Genomic DNA, 13,814 nt, shown 5'->3' on the forward strand with positions numbered 1-13,814 from the left:
GGTCAGGCGGCCTGCGGGTGCAGCACGGTACGCAGGCAGCCGTCCTCCTTCTTCTCGAAGATCTCGTAACCCCGGGCGCCCTGCTCCAGCGACATCGGGTGGGTGGCCAGGTAGCCGGGGTCGATCTCGCCGGCCGCGACCCGGTCCAGCAGCATCGGGATGTAGCGCTGGGCGTGCATCTGCCCCATCCGCAGCACCAGGGCCTTGTTCATGGCCGCGCCGAGCGGGAACTTGTCCACCAGGCCGCCGTACACGCCGACGATGCTCACCGTGCCGCCCTTGCGAGCCGCCATGATCGCCTGCCGGACCGAGGTGGGCCGGTCGGTCTGCGCGCGTACCGTCTGCTTTGCCTTGTCGTACGCGTACGCCGGGCCGACGTCGTGCGACTCCATGCCGACGGCCTCGATGCAGGCGTCCGGGCCGCGCCCAGCGGTCATCTCCCGCAGCGCCTCCAGCACGTCGGTCTCGGCGTAGTTGATCGTCTCGACGCCGAGGCGCTGCGACGCGGTGGCGAGCCGTTCCGGCAGCCGGTCGATGACCACCACCCGCTCGGCGCCGAGGATCTGCGCGGACCGGGCCGCCATCTGACCGACGCCGCCGGCGCCCCAGACCGCCACCACCTCGCCGCCCTTGAGGTTGCAGAAGTCGGCGGCCATCCAGCCGGTCGGCATGGCGTCGGAGGCGAACACGACCGAGTCGTCCGGCACCCCGTCCGGCACGGTGAACGCGCCGACGTCGCCGAACGGCACCCGGATGTACTCGGCGTGGCTGCCGGAGTAGCCGCCGGCCGCGTGCGAGTAGCCGAGGATGCCGGCCGGCGAGTGGCCCCACAGCTTCTCGGTGAAGACCGGCTGCGGGTTGGAGTTGTCGCAGAGCGAGAACTGCTCGGTGCGGCAGTACCAGCACGAGCCGCAGGCCACCACCGAGCCGACCACCACCCGGTCACCGACGGAGATGCGCCGCACGTCGGGGCCGGTCTCGACCACCTCACCCATGAACTCGTGGCCGAGGATGTCCCCCTCGCGCATCGCCGGCAGGTAGCCGTTGATCAGATGCAGGTCGGAGCCGCAGACGCTGCTCGCGCGCACCTTGACGAGGATGTCGCCGCCGGACCTGATGGTCGGCTCCGGCACGTCCCGTACGGCCAGCTTCCCGACGCCCTCCCAGCACAACGCCCTCACGGCCGTCCTCCCACCATCAGCTTCTCGCGTACCTTGTCCGTCGCCCGCTCCTGACGCGGGCTGCGCCCGGACGGGTCGTGCCGGGTGTCCAGCACGTGCCCGGTCTCGATCAGCGACTTGATCCGGCGCAGCGCGGTGCGCAGCCCCAGGTCCGGGTCGGTGCCACCGGCCAGCCCGACCGCGCGCCGGATCGGCCCGGAGCGCCAGCGCAGCTCGGCCCGGATCTCGGTGCCCCGATCCTGCGGCGCGGTCACCAGCTCGACCCGGGCGGGCTGGGCCACCGGCCCGTCGGTGACCCGCCAGCTCAACCGGCCCGGGCCGTCGACGGTGATCTCGGCCCGCCACTCGGTGCCGCCGCCGGCCGGGTCGGCCGCCACGCAGCGCCACCGGTTCGCGTCGAGCTGCTCCAGCGTGGCCCACTCGGCCAGCCCTCGATCGAGCCGTTCCCGGTCGGTCCAGAACCCGATCACCGCGTCGACCGGCCGGTCCACGGTGATGCCGCGGCGCACCACGTACCAGCCGTCCTCGCGGTCGGGCTGGTGCCGGTGCCGTCGCCGGGCCACCGTCCGGGTGACTCCGAGCGCGGTCACCGCGGCGGCGCCGGCCAGCGCCCATCTCGTCGCGTTGCTGGGCATCACGTCTCCTCCCGACTCGGACCGTCCCGTATCCGGGTGCGCTACCCGACACAGCCCGCCCGAAACGGTTTCAGCAGCCGCATTCCGGGCAAGTCGCGTCACCCGGCACGAGGGGAGACGACATGACCCGACCGACCGCCGCGCAGCCGCGCGACGAGGGCGCCGCGTCCGCGCCGGTCCGGCTGCCGATGGCGTACGTCCTGCCGCTGCGCGCCCACGACGACGGCGGCCTGGACGAGCTGACCGGGTACCTGCGCCGGCTGAGCCACTGGGTCGACGTGGTGGTGGTCGACGGATCGGCGCCGGAGCTGTTCGCCCGGCACGCCGCCGCCTGGGACGGGCTGGTGCGGCACGTGCCGCCGGACCCGGCGCTGCGCGGACGCAACGGCAAGGTGCTCGGGGTGCTCACCGGCGTCGCGCTGGCCCGGCACGAGCACGTGGTGATCGCCGACGACGACATCCGGTACGACCTGCCGGCCCTGCGCGCCGTGCACCAGCTGCTGGACGGGGTCGACCTGGTCCGCCCGCAGAACCACTTCGACCCGCTGCCCTGGCACGCCTGGTGGGACACCGGCCGGACGCTGCTCGCCCGCGCGTTCGGCGGGGACTGGCCCGGCACGCTCGGGGTGCGGCGGGGCACGTTCCTGGCGATGGGCGGCTACGACCCGGACGTGCTCTTCGAGAACCTGGAGCTGGTCCGGACCGTGCGCGCGTACGGCGGCAGCACCGCCACCCCGGCGTGGCTGTACGTGCGGCGGCTCCCGCCCTCCGCGGCGCACTTCCTCGGGCAGCGCGTCCGCCAGGCGTACGACGAGACGGCCCGGCCGGCGTGGCTGCTCGCCGCGCTGGCGGTGCTGCCCGCGACGGCGGCCGCGCTCGCCACCCGCCGGCCCGGGCTGCTGCTGCGGGCCGGGCTGGCGACTGTCGCGGTGGCGGAGCTGGGCCGGCGACGGGCCGGCGGCGCGGCGGTGTTCCCGGCGCACACCAGCCTGGCCGCGCCGCTCTGGGCGCTGGAACGCGGGCTGTGCGCGTGGCTGGCGGTGGGCCGGCGGCTGCGCGGCGGGGTGCCGTACGCGGGCGCCCGGCTGCGGGTGGCGGCCAACTCCACACGTGCGCTGCGGCGGCGGACGACCCGGCACCGCCCGGACGAGCTGGTGCTCTGGGTGCAGACCGGGTCGATGCCCGCTGAGGTGAAAGGAAGGGCCCCTTCTTATCGCGAGGCGATAAGAAGGGGCCCTTCCTAACCGAGAGCGCGGGCCTTCAGGAGGACCGCGCCTGCTCGGCGCTGTGCCGCACGTCCTGCGCCGCGGCGCGGCCGTCGTCCTTGACCGCGTACGCGGCGTCCTGCGCGGTGGCCTTCACCGACTCGGCGGCGTGCTGCGCGGGCTCGCGCAGCTCCTCCTTCAGCTCACCGGCGACCTCGCCCAGCTTCTCCTTGACCACGCCGCCGTGCTCGGCGGCCTTCTCCTTGACCTGCGCGGCGACCTGCTGCTCGCGGCGGGTGGCGGGGATCAGCGAGGAGACCAGCATGCCGACGCCGAAGGCGATCACGCCGGCGGCGATCGGGTTGCCCTCGGACTTGCGCCGCACCACCTGCGGCGCCCGGTGGGCGGCGTCGCCCACCGTGGCGGCGGCCGAGTGCGCCTTGTCGCCCACCGTGGAGGCCATCGAGGAGGCGTGGTCGCCCACCGAGTGGGCGGCGTGGCCGGTGCTGTGGCCGAGGTCCGATGCGGTTCCCATCACCTTGTCCTTCACGTTCGTCAGCGCGCTGCGCACGCGCTGCTTGCGGTCGTCGACGATGCGGCCCGGGCTGACCTTGTACGCCAGGGCGTCCACGTCCGAGCTGAGGTTGTTGCGGGTCGCTTCGATCTCGCGGCGGATCTGCTCGGGATCGGTGCTCATCGGATGACTCCCTCCGGGTGCGGCTTGAGCGCGTCGGGGATGCGCTGCACGCTGTCGTTCGTCTGCTTCAGGCCGCGGATCCGCTCGGCGTTCTTCTTGCCCATCGAGTACAGGACCGCCGCGACAGCGGCCCAGACGACGGCCACGATCAGCGCGGCCAGCCCGGAGTCCATGACGTTGTCGAGGAACTGCCAGATCGCGATCGAGACGAAGAGCGCCACCATGTAGCCGCCGAAACCGGCGCCGCCGAACAGGCCGGCGGCCTTGCCCGCCTTCTTGCCCTCCTGGCGGATCTCCGCCTTCGCCAGTTCGACCTCCTGCCGCATCAGCGTGGACAGGTCAGTGGTGACCTGGCGCATCAGGTCGCCGAGCGAGCTGCCGCGCACCTCGTCGGCGTGGGGCGGGGCGCCCGCCGCCTGATAGCCGGGGTCCTGCGTGGGTACAGTCATGCCGTCGCCTCCCTTCTGCCGGTGCGGCCGGTCACGGGCGGGGAGCGCCGGTGGACGGGACGCCCGGCAGCGGGTCGGTGCGCTCCGGCGGCGGCAGCGGCTGACCGGTGCCACCCGCCGGGTCGGCCCAGGTGTTCGGGGCGCCGCCGGTCGGGTAGGTCGCGCCCGGCGCGGAGTAGCCCGGGTCCGGCTCGGCGTAGCTGCCCGGCGTCGGGTCGAGGTAGCCGCCCGGCGGCACCTGGTCCGGCACCTCACGCGCGGTCGGGATGACGGCCGTGCGGTCCGGGTCGTACGCCGGCCGCGCGCCGCTGTTGTCGTCGCCGAGCGCGGTGATGTTGCGGGTGAGCCGCCCGGCGACCACGCCGAGCAGCGCGGCGCCGACGAGGAACGTGCCGGGGTTGCGACGGGCGTAGTTCTTCACCTCGTTGAGCAGGTCGCCCGGCTCGCGCTGCTCCAGCCAGCCGGCCACGCCGTGCACCCGCTCGGCCGCCTGGTGGGCCAGCTCGGTGACCGGGCCGGAGCCGCCCCCCTGCTGCGCCATGGTGCGCATCTCGTCGGCGAGCGACCGCAGGCCGCTGGCGGCGCGCTGCTGCTCCTCCCCGGCCTGGGCGGTGACCTGGCTGCGGGTCTCGCCGTAAAGGTCGCGGGCCTGTCGCTTGGCCTCGCCCACCACCTCCCGACCCTGCTCCTTGGCGGTCTGCGCCACGGCGCCACCAGCGCTCGCGGCGTCGGAGCCCACCTGGCGGGCCTGGTCACGCACGCCGCCGCCGTTCGTCGACTGGTACGTGGCAGAAGCCGGGGAAAGATCCTGAGTCATGATGTCCCTTCCGCTCGTGTGTTTCCCAGCGGGTGTTCTCGGGGGGTACGCGGATTTGTTTCCGCATGACAATCGCCCTACCCCCGGTCGACCGGTCCATGCCTGATTCGTGATTTCTCTGCGGGAGCGACCCGCTCCGGTCAGAGAATGGAATGCCTGCCCGCCCGGGCGGCGGCGAGTCCACGGGGGGTGACAGGGATGGCACGTGACGTGCGCGAACACGCGCCCGCCCGGCCTACGGTGCAGAAGGTCGCCCTCGCGGCGGCAGCCGTCTTCGCGCTGATCGGCGTGCTCGGTTTCGTACCCGGCATCACCACGCACTACGGCGAGATGACGTTCGCCGGGCACCACTCCGAGGCGAAGCTGCTCGGGGTGTTCCAGGTGTCGGTGCTGCACAACCTGGTGCACCTGCTGTTCGGCCTGGTCGGTCTGGTCATGGCGCGGCGGCTGGCCGGGGCGCGGGTGTTCCTCGCCGGCGGCGGCGCGCTCTACCTGGTGCTGTGGCTGTACGGCTTCGCCATCGACCGGGAGACCTCGGCGAACTTCGTGCCGGTGAACGACGCCGACAACTGGCTGCACCTGTTCCTCGGCTTCGGCATGCTCGCGGCCGGCCTGCTGCTGAACAACAACCTCGGCACCGGCACCCGGGTGGAGGCCCCGTTCGACCGTCCCTGACCAGGCGCGACACGCCGGTGCGGCGTTTGTCCCGACCCGATGCCGGGCAGGAGGGCAGGCGCGAGCGGGTCGAGGAGGTCCGGCGATGCCACGGTGGTTGCGCGACAACATGCTCTCGGTCGCCATGCTCGGCGCGTTCCTGGTCTTCCTGCTGCTGCAGAGCGTCTTCGGCTGGCAGGTGCACAACGAGGAGCTGAGCCGGTACGGCATCGAGCCGCTGAGCTGGTGGGCCTATCTCGGCACCGGGCACTTCGCCGAGGCGGTGTTCGAGAACTGGGAGTCGGAGTTCCTCCAGATGGGCGGCTACGTGCTGCTCACCGCGTACCTGGTGCAGAAGGGCTCGGCCGAGTCGAAGCCGGAGGACCAGACGGACCGGCCGGAGGACAACCGGGACCACGCCCGCCCCGACTCGCCCTGGCCGGTACGGGTCGGCGGGCTGCCGCTCGTGGTCTACCGGAACAGCCTCGCCATCGCGCTTCTGATGATCTTCGGCGGCTCGTTCCTGGGGCACCTGTTCGGCGGCGTGGCCGCCTACAACCAGGAGCAGGCGCTGGAGAGCGGTGCCGCCCCGATCAGCGCCTGGCAGTTCCTCGGCACCAGCGACTTCTGGTTCCAGTCGATGCAGAACTGGCAGAGCGAGTTCCTCGCCGTCGGCGTGCTGATCCTGCTCAGCATCGTGCTGCGCCAGCACGCCAGCCCGGAGTCGAAGCCGGTCACCGCGCCGCACGCCCAGACCAGCGCCTGAGCGTCAGGCCGGCCGATCAGGCCGCCACCGGCAGCCGCTTGGCGAAGCAGACGCTGTACGGGTTGTCCACGTACTCGCCGTACACCGGGATCGGCTCGTAGCCGCTGGACCGGTAGAGCGAGATCGCCGCCGGCAGGTAGGTGCCCGTCTCCAGGCACACCGTCCGGTGCCCCGCCCGGAACGCCAGCTCCTCCAGCGCGACGAGCAACTGCCGGGCGATGCCCCGCCCCCGGAACGCCGGTCGCACGTACATCCGCTTCAGCTCACCGGTGTCGGCGTCGAGCGCCTGGAGCCCACCGCAGCCGACCGCCCGGCCGCCCACCACGGCGGCCAGGTAGTGGATGTCGGTGTGCACGACCGTCACCTGCCCGTCCAGCCCGCCGTCCGCGTCGCGCAGCTCACGCTGCTGGGCGACGACGAGCGCGGCGATCTCCGGGTCGGTGGCGGGACGGGACTCGATCAACATGCCCGTACGCTAGATCCGCCGGATTTCGCGCAGGTTTCCCGCCACCGTCCCGCAGACGGCTACTCGACGTCCGCTTCCGCCGCGGCCGCGGCCTCGATCTCGTCCTCCGGGCGGACCCGGCGGGCCTTGCGGGCCGCCAGCCGGTCGGACGCCGACGGACGGTTCGACTTCTCCTCCAGCCGCACGTCGGTGCCCCGGTTACCGGGTACGAAGTCGACACCGGCGTAGAGCGTCGGTTGCCAGTCGAACTCCCGTTCGCCGATGCGCACCAGGTCACCGGCCTGCGCGCCGGCCTTGGCGAGCTTCTCCTCGACGCCGAGGCGGGCCAGCCGGTCGGCCAGGTAACCCACCGCCTCGTCGTTGTCGAAGTTGGTCTGCTTGACCCAGCGCTCCGGCCGGCTGCCGCGCACCGTGTACGAGCCGTCCGGCTCGGCCTCGATGGTGAAGCCGGCGTCGTCGACCGCCTTCGGGCGGATCACGATCCGGGTCGGCTCGGCCGGCGGGGCGGCCCGGCGGCCCTGCTCGACCAGCTCCGCCATCGCGTACGTCAGCTCGCGCAGGCCCTCGCGGGTGGCGGTGGAGACGTCGAAGACGCGCAGGCCGCGGGCCTCCAGGTCGGGGCGGACGATGTCGGCGAGGTCCTTGCCGTCGGGCACGTCGACCTTGTTGAGCGCGACCAGCCGGGGCCGGTCGGCGAGCCCGCCGTACTGGGACAGCTCCGACTCGATGGCGTCGATGTCGGCGAGCGGGTCCCGGCCGGGCTCCAGCGTCGCGGTGTCGACCACGTGCACCAGCACGGCGCAGCGCTCGACGTGGCGGAGGAACTCCAGGCCCAGGCCCTTGCCGCTGGCCGCGCCCGGGATCAGGCCCGGTACGTCGGCGACGGTGAAGGTGTGGTTGTCCACCCGGACCACGCCCAGGTTCGGCACCAGCGTGGTGAACGGGTAGTCGGCGATCTTCGGCTTGGCCGCGGAGATCACCGAGATCAGCGACGACTTGCCGGCCGACGGGAAGCCGACCAGGCCCACGTCGGCGACGCTCTTGAGCTCCAGCACCACGTCCAGCCGGTCGCCGGGCTCACCCAGCTCGGCGAAGCCGGGCGCCTTGCGGCGGGCGTTCGCCAGCGAGGCGTTGCCGCGTCCGCCCCGGCCGCCCCGGGCCGCCTCGAACGTGGTGCCCACGCCGACCATGTCGGCCAGGACCTCGCCGTCGAGGCTCTGCACCACGGTGCCGTTGGGCACCTTGATGACCAGGTCGCGGCCGTTCGCGCCGTCCCGGTTCGAGCCGGCCCCGCCCTTGCCGTTCTCGGCCTTCAGGTGGGGCCGGAAGTGGAAGTCGAGCAGCGTGGTGACCTGCGCGTCGACCACCAGGGACACGCTGCCGCCGTGGCCGCCGTTGCCGCCGTCCGGCCCGCCGAACGGCTTGAACTTCTCCCGGTGGATCGAGACACAGCCGTGCCCGCCGTCGCCGGCCTGCATGTGCAGGACGACCCGGTCAACGAACGTCGTCACGACGCCAATCCTTCCAGCGGGGTCCGCCCCGCGCGTGAAAAGGCGAAGCGGGCCGGGACCAGAGGTCCGCGGCCCGCTTGGCCAGAAAACTACTGCTGCGGCACGATGCTGACGGTCTTGCGACCGCGCTTGGTGCCGAACTGAACCGAGCCGGCGGCCAGCGCGAACAGCGTGTCGTCGCCGCCACGGCCGACCAGGTCACCGGGGTGGAACTTGGTGCCACGCTGACGGATGAGGATCTCACCCGCGCTGACGACCTGACCACCGAAGCGCTTCACGCCGAGCCGCTGGGCCGCGGAGTCACGGCCGTTACGCGAGCTGGACGCACCCTTTTTGTGAGCCATTGGAGGACGACCTACTTCCCGCTGGAGATGCCGGTCACCTTGACCTGGGTCAGCGGCTGGCGGTGACCCTGGCGCTTGTGGTAGCCGGTCTTGTTCTTGAACTTGTGGATCCGGATCTTCGGGCCCTTGGTGTGCGCGGCGATCTCGCCGGACACCGCGACCTTGGCGAGCTTCGCCGCGTCGGTCACCAGGTCGTCACCGTCGACGAGGAGCACCGCGGTGAGCTTCACCGCGTCGCCGGGGGCACCGGCGAGCTTCTCGACCTCGATCACGTCGCCCTCGGCGACCTTGTACTGCTTGCCGCCGGTCTTGACGATCGCGTACATCGGAGGCGGACTCCCTGTCGTTGAGGCTGCTGGCGTCTGTTCCACCGCTGCCGGTTGTCACACCGTCGGCGGTCGTTCCCACGGCGTCTCGCCGGGAGCCGTGACACCGGCGGCGCGGGCACGCGGGAACTCGGCACACCAAAGTGCGCCGCAGGCAAGCCTACGCCATACCCGGCCCGCTCCCCAAACCGGGCTGCCGGTAGGCGGCTCTTACCCGAGGCCCACCGGCACGACAGGGCCCCCGCGCCACACGCCAGGCGTGGATCGGGGGCCCTGTTCGCGCAGGTCAGTGCCCTACGGCCGGGTACGCCGCCGGGCGCCGCCACGGCGGGTCCGCCGGCGCGGGGCGCCGCTGTCGTCGTCGCTGTCGCCGTCACCGATCGCGTCCGGGTCGTCGGCGGCGGCCAGCCGGGCCGAGTCGCCCTCCTGGCTGTCCGCAACCGCCGGGGCGGCGGGCGTGTCCGTCTCGAACCGGGACAGGTCGTAGCCCTGGGTGTCGTAGTAGTCGTCATCGGTCTCGACCACCTCGGCGACGGTCCGCTCCGGCGGCGCGACCGCAGCGGGCGGCTCGGTGGCGGCCTGCGGCTGCGCGGCCGGTTGCTCCGGTACGGCCTCCACGGCCGGCTTCTCCGCGGCGGCCTTGCGGCCCCGGCGTCGGCCGCTCTTCTCCTCGGCCGGCGCGGCGACCGCCGAGGCGACCGCCTTGACCTTCTCGCCCGCGCCGCCGCGCGGCTTCTCCGGCACCGGCTCGGTGTGAATGATCACGCCCCGGCCCTTGCAGCACTCGCAGGTCTCGCTGAACGCCTCCAGCAGGCCCGCGCCGATGCGCTTACGGGTCATCTGCACCAGGCCGAGCGAGGTGATCTCGGTGACCTGGTGCTTGGTGCGGTCCCGGCCCAGGCACTCGGTGAGCCGGCGCAGCACCAGCTCCCGGTTCGACTCCAGCACCATGTCGATGAAGTCGATCACCACGATGCCGCCGAGGTCGCGCAGCCGCAGCTGACGCACGATCTCCTCGGCCGCCTCCAGGTTGTTGCGGGTGACCGTCTCCTCCAGGTTGCCGCCGGAGCCGGTGTACTTGCCGGTGTTGACGTCGATGACGGTCATCGCCTCGGTGCGGTCGATCACCAGCGAGCCGCCGGAGGGGAGGAAGACCTTCCGGTCCAGCCCCTTGAGGATCTGCTCGTCGATCCGGTACTCGGCGAATACGTCCGCCACCCCGGCGTGCCGGCGCAGCCGCGCCACCAGGTCCGGCGACACGTGCGACAGGTACGACTCGACCAGGTCGTACGCGGACTCGCCCTCGATGACCAGCTCGCGGAAGTCCTCGTTGAAGAGGTCCCGGACCACGCGGATGACCAGGTCCGGCTCCTCGTAGAGCAGCACCGGGGCGCCGCCCTCGGTCGCCTTGGCCTGGATGTCCTCCCACTGCGCCTGCAGCCGCTTGACGTCACGCGCCAACTCGTCCTCGCTGGCGCCCTCGGCCGCGGTCCGGACGATCACCCCGGCGCCGTCCGGCACCAGCTTCTTCAGCGCGTCCCGCAGCCGCTTGCGCTCGGTGTCGGGCAGCTTGCGGCTGATGCCGGAGGCGTTGCCGTTCGGCACGTAGACCAGGTGCCGGCCGGAGAGCGCGATGTGACTGGTCAGCCGCGCGCCCTTGTGCCCGATCGGGTCCTTGGTCACCTGCACGAGCACCGAGTCGCCGGAGCGCAGCGCCTGCTCGATCGAGCGCGCCCGGCCCTCCAGGCCGGTGGCGTCCCAGTTGACCTCGCCGGCGTACAGCACCGCGTTGCGCCCGCGCCCGATGTCGACGAAGGCGGCCTCCATGCTCGGCAGCACGTTCTGGACCTTGCCCAGGTAGACGTTGCCGGCCATGGTGGCGGACGAGTTGCGGGTCACGTAGTGCTCGACCAGCACGCCGTCCTCGAGCACGGCGATCTGGGTGCGGTCGCCGCGCTGGCGGACCACCATCACCCGGTCGACCGCCTCACGGCGGGCCAGGAACTCCGACTCGCTCAGGATCGGCGGCCGGGTACGCCGCTGCTCGCGGCCGTCCCGGCGGCGCTGCCGCTTGGCCTCCAGCCGCGTCGAGCCGGAGACGCCCTGCACCTCGTCGACCGGCTTGCGCGGCTCACGGATCTTGACGACGGTGGGCACGCCGTCCTCGGCGGCGGTGTCCGCCTCCCCCGCGCCGCGGCGGCGACGGCGGCGACGGCGGCGGGTCATCCCCTCGCCGTCGGGCTCCTCGTCCTCGGCGGACTCCTCGGTCTCGTCCTCGGCGGTCTCGGCCGCGGCGGGCTCCTCGACGTCCTCGTCGTCGGCCTCGTCGGCGCCACCCTTGCCCCGGCCCCGGCCCCGGCGACCACGGCGACGACGCCGCCGGCCGGCGGCCGTCTCGTCGTCCTCGTCGATCTCGGCGGACTCCTCGGCCTCGGCGGCCGGCTCCTCCTCGACGACCTCCGGCTCGGCCTCGGCCTCGACCGGCTCGACCTCCCGGCGGGCGCGACGGCGGCGCCGGCCGGTCTCGACCGCTTCCTCGATCGGCTCCTCCGCCGCCGGGTACGTGACCTGGACGGCGGGCGCCTCGTCGGGCTGCGGCGCCATGAACAGGACGGTCGGCGCGGAGAGCGCGGCACGACGCCGCCGGGTGGTGGGCGGCGTCGGCTCGGCCGGCTCCTCGTCCACGCGCGGCACGGCGGCGCCCGTCGACACGACGCCCGTCGCGTCCGCCGGGCCGCCGCTGCGGGCCAGGTCGACCTCGTGGGTACGCGCACCCGCGGCGCTCGCGTCCTCGACGGTCCCGGCCTCGGCGTCCTCGTCCTCGACGTCCTCGCTAATGGGCTCACCGATGCCGGCGATCGCCTTGTCACCGGCGGCGGTCCTGCTCCCGGCGGCGGCCTTGTCGCCGGTGGCTGCCCTCTCGCCGATAGCGGCTTTGTCGCCGGTGGCGGTCGTGTCGCCGGTGGCGGCGGCCTGTTCGTCGGTGGTGGTGGTCCGGTCCCGGCTGGCGGCCCTGTCGCCGGTGGCGGTGCGGCGGCGGGTGCGGGACCGCCCGGCGGTACCCGTGCTCTCCGCGACGCCGGCCTGGCCCGACGCGGTGGCCTCGGCACCGTCGATGTCGGCGCGGCCCTCGGCGATCAGGTCACCCCCGGGCGCGGAGACCGGCCCGTCGATCACCCCGTCCGTGGCCGTCTGCCCGCCGGCGGCGGTCTCGTCCGGCGCGACGGTCTCGGCAGCCGGCGGCGTGGCCTTGCGACGACGGGTCCGGGTCACCTTGACCGGCGGCACGACCTCCTCCGAGGCGGCCTCCACACCTGCCGCGGCCACCGGTTCCTCGACCGCCTTCGCCGGGGTCGCCTTACGACGCCGCCGGGTGGTCTTGGGCGCGGTGTCCAGCTCTCCGGCGATCGGTGCGAGCACCTGGGCCTGCGGCGACTCGCCGCTGCCGGTCGCCGCGGTGGACGCCTCGACCGGCGCGTCGGTCTGCTCCGGCTGGTTCAGCGGGGCGGCCTTGCGACGGCTGGCCCGCTTACGGGCCGGCGGCTTGGTCTCGGCGACGCCCTCCAGGGCGGCGACGCCTTCAGCGGTGGCGCCTTCCGCACTGGCGACGCCCTGGGCGGTGCCGTCGTCGGCGCTGCCGGAGGCGGCACCCTGGGCGCCGGCGGAGGCCGCGCTCGCGGCGGTGCCGGAGGCGGTGGCGGCGTTGTCGGCGGGCGTCCCGGTCGGCTCTGCGCCGGTCCGTTCGCCGCCCTCGGGCTCGTTCTCGAGCATGGACGTTCTCCAGTTCTGGCTGCCCCGGGCGCGGGTGAGCGCTGCCACGCAGGGTTGCCGCAAAGGTGTTTCCGCCGGGCGCGCAAACGCGCGACCGCCGAAGTCTGCCTGCCAGAGCGTTGACCGACGGTCAGCGCTCTCCGATGGTTGCCCCGTCGCGATCCGCTTCCAACGGATCGACGATCTCGCCCTGCGCGGTCAGCGTGCCCTGCGCCAGCCGAATCACCTTCGGGGTGACCGGCGGCTCCAGGGCGGCCACCGCACGGAGGCCGGACAGGACGTCATCGGGCCGAACGGACGGGGTGACCTGCCGCACGACCAGTTCGAGTATCGCACACGGTACGGCCGCCGCTTCGGAAGGCGTCTCAGACGGAGACACCACATCGATGGACACCACTGCCGCACGGGCGTCGAACGTACGCCGCCCCTGCTTGGTCATCCGCTCGACCAGGACCTCCTCGGCGGCGGTGAAGGCCGCCACGGCCCCCGCCAGCACCTTCGGGTCGACCTCGGGCAGCTCGATCCGCCAGTACGACGCCTCGATCCGGTCGGCGAGGCTGCCGCCGGTGGCCTCCACTGCGTCGATCACGTCGAGTCCGGGCGAGAGCGCTGCGTCGAGGGCCTCGCGCAGCCGCGCCGGGTCGACCGGCTCACGCAGCCCGATCTCCAGGTACTCCGCCTCGCTGGCCACACCTGTGGGCGCCGCCGAGGCGTACGAGATCTTGGGGTGTGGGGTGAAGCCCTGGGAGAAGGCGATCGGCACGCCGGCCCGGCGCAGCGCGCGCTCGAAGGCCCGGGCGAAGTCCCGGTGCGAGGTGAAACGCAGCGGTCCCCGCTTGGCGTACCGGATACGGACCCGCTGGACGACGGGGGCCTGGCCGCCCTCGGGTTGAGGCTTTCTGGCGATCGTGAGCTCCTCGGCTGTGCCTGCGTATCGGTCCCATCCTGGCGCAGCACCCACGGTGCCCCACACCCGGGGCCACCCCACCCAC

General features: G+C 73.3%; 14 protein-coding genes. 3 read left to right on the forward strand and 11 right to left on the reverse strand.

What is annotated here, in order from left to right; genetic code table 11:
- Positions 1-2 precede the first annotated feature (2 nt).
- Both BAW75_RS24815 and BAW75_RS24820 read right to left on the reverse strand, forming a co-directional pair.
- Entirely contained in the window at positions 3-1,181 is a 1,179-nt protein-coding gene (locus BAW75_RS24815; RefSeq protein WP_104115066.1) for a zinc-dependent alcohol dehydrogenase, read from the reverse strand.
- A complete protein-coding gene (locus tag BAW75_RS24820; RefSeq protein WP_104115067.1) occupies positions 1,178-1,816 on the reverse strand; it encodes an SRPBCC family protein in 639 nt (212 codons plus the stop codon). Before BAW75_RS24820 ends, BAW75_RS24815 begins: the two co-directional genes overlap by 4 nt.
- 122 nt (positions 1,817-1,938) lie before the next feature.
- Here BAW75_RS24820 and BAW75_RS24825 point away from each other — a divergent pair, with 122 nt between their 5' ends.
- A complete protein-coding gene (locus BAW75_RS24825) occupies positions 1,939-3,060 on the forward strand; it encodes a glycosyltransferase family 2 protein (protein ID WP_104115068.1) in 1,122 nt (373 codons plus the stop codon).
- Between the two features lie 16 nt (positions 3,061-3,076).
- On the opposite strand, the gene BAW75_RS24830 is transcribed toward BAW75_RS24825, so the two are convergent.
- The 3 genes from BAW75_RS24830 to BAW75_RS24840 are packed head-to-tail and all read right to left on the reverse strand — an operon-like array spanning position 3,077 to position 4,984.
- The gene (locus BAW75_RS24830; RefSeq protein WP_104115069.1) at positions 3,077-3,718 is read right to left on the reverse strand and encodes a DUF3618 domain-containing protein; all 642 of its coding nucleotides are present in this window, start codon (positions 3,716-3,718) and stop codon (positions 3,077-3,079) included.
- Complete coding sequence (locus tag BAW75_RS24835; RefSeq protein ID WP_064448735.1) at positions 3,715-4,167, reverse strand: phage holin family protein; 453 nt, start codon at positions 4,165-4,167, stop codon at positions 3,715-3,717. Before BAW75_RS24835 ends, BAW75_RS24830 begins: the two co-directional genes overlap by 4 nt.
- A gap of 31 nt (positions 4,168-4,198) precedes the next feature.
- Positions 4,199-4,984, reverse strand: coding sequence for a hypothetical protein (locus BAW75_RS24840; RefSeq protein ID WP_104115070.1), 786 nt, complete (start codon positions 4,982-4,984; stop codon positions 4,199-4,201).
- Between the two features lie 210 nt (positions 4,985-5,194).
- On the opposite strand from BAW75_RS24840, the gene BAW75_RS24845 reads away from it, so the two are divergent.
- Complete coding sequence (locus tag BAW75_RS24845) at positions 5,195-5,659, forward strand: DUF4383 domain-containing protein (protein ID WP_208635303.1); 465 nt, start codon at positions 5,195-5,197, stop codon at positions 5,657-5,659.
- A gap of 85 nt (positions 5,660-5,744) precedes the next feature.
- A complete protein-coding gene (locus BAW75_RS24850; protein ID WP_043328972.1) occupies positions 5,745-6,404 on the forward strand; it encodes a DUF6766 family protein in 660 nt (219 codons plus the stop codon).
- A 16-nt stretch (positions 6,405-6,420) separates the two neighbouring features.
- Here BAW75_RS24850 and BAW75_RS24855 read toward each other — a convergent pair whose 3' ends face one another.
- From BAW75_RS24855 to BAW75_RS24880, 6 genes are all read right to left on the reverse strand, one after another.
- Positions 6,421-6,870 (reverse strand): GNAT family N-acetyltransferase, encoded by a 450-nt coding sequence (locus tag BAW75_RS24855; RefSeq protein ID WP_064448720.1) that lies wholly within the window; start codon positions 6,868-6,870, stop codon positions 6,421-6,423.
- Between the two features lie 59 nt (positions 6,871-6,929).
- The gene (gene obgE / locus BAW75_RS24860; RefSeq protein WP_043328970.1) at positions 6,930-8,381 is read right to left on the reverse strand and encodes a GTPase ObgE; all 1,452 of its coding nucleotides are present in this window, start codon (positions 8,379-8,381) and stop codon (positions 6,930-6,932) included.
- A gap of 89 nt (positions 8,382-8,470) precedes the next feature.
- A complete protein-coding gene (rpmA, locus tag BAW75_RS24865) occupies positions 8,471-8,725 on the reverse strand; it encodes a 50S ribosomal protein L27 (protein WP_013288010.1) in 255 nt (84 codons plus the stop codon).
- Between the two features lie 11 nt (positions 8,726-8,736).
- Positions 8,737-9,051, reverse strand: coding sequence for a 50S ribosomal protein L21 (gene rplU, locus BAW75_RS24870; protein WP_018787289.1), 315 nt, complete (start codon positions 9,049-9,051; stop codon positions 8,737-8,739).
- 294 nt (positions 9,052-9,345) lie between these two features.
- The gene (locus BAW75_RS24875; protein ID WP_104115072.1) at positions 9,346-12,822 is read right to left on the reverse strand and encodes an Rne/Rng family ribonuclease; all 3,477 of its coding nucleotides are present in this window, start codon (positions 12,820-12,822) and stop codon (positions 9,346-9,348) included.
- Between the two features lie 130 nt (positions 12,823-12,952).
- Positions 12,953-13,672 (reverse strand): TIGR03936 family radical SAM-associated protein, encoded by a 720-nt coding sequence (locus tag BAW75_RS24880; RefSeq protein WP_082931182.1) that lies wholly within the window; start codon positions 13,670-13,672, stop codon positions 12,953-12,955.
- Positions 13,673-13,814: the final 142 nt, after the last annotated feature.

The sequence above is a fragment of the Micromonospora chalcea genome (genome assembly GCF_002926165.1).
Classification (GTDB): domain Bacteria; phylum Actinomycetota; class Actinomycetes; order Mycobacteriales; family Micromonosporaceae; genus Micromonospora; species Micromonospora chalcea.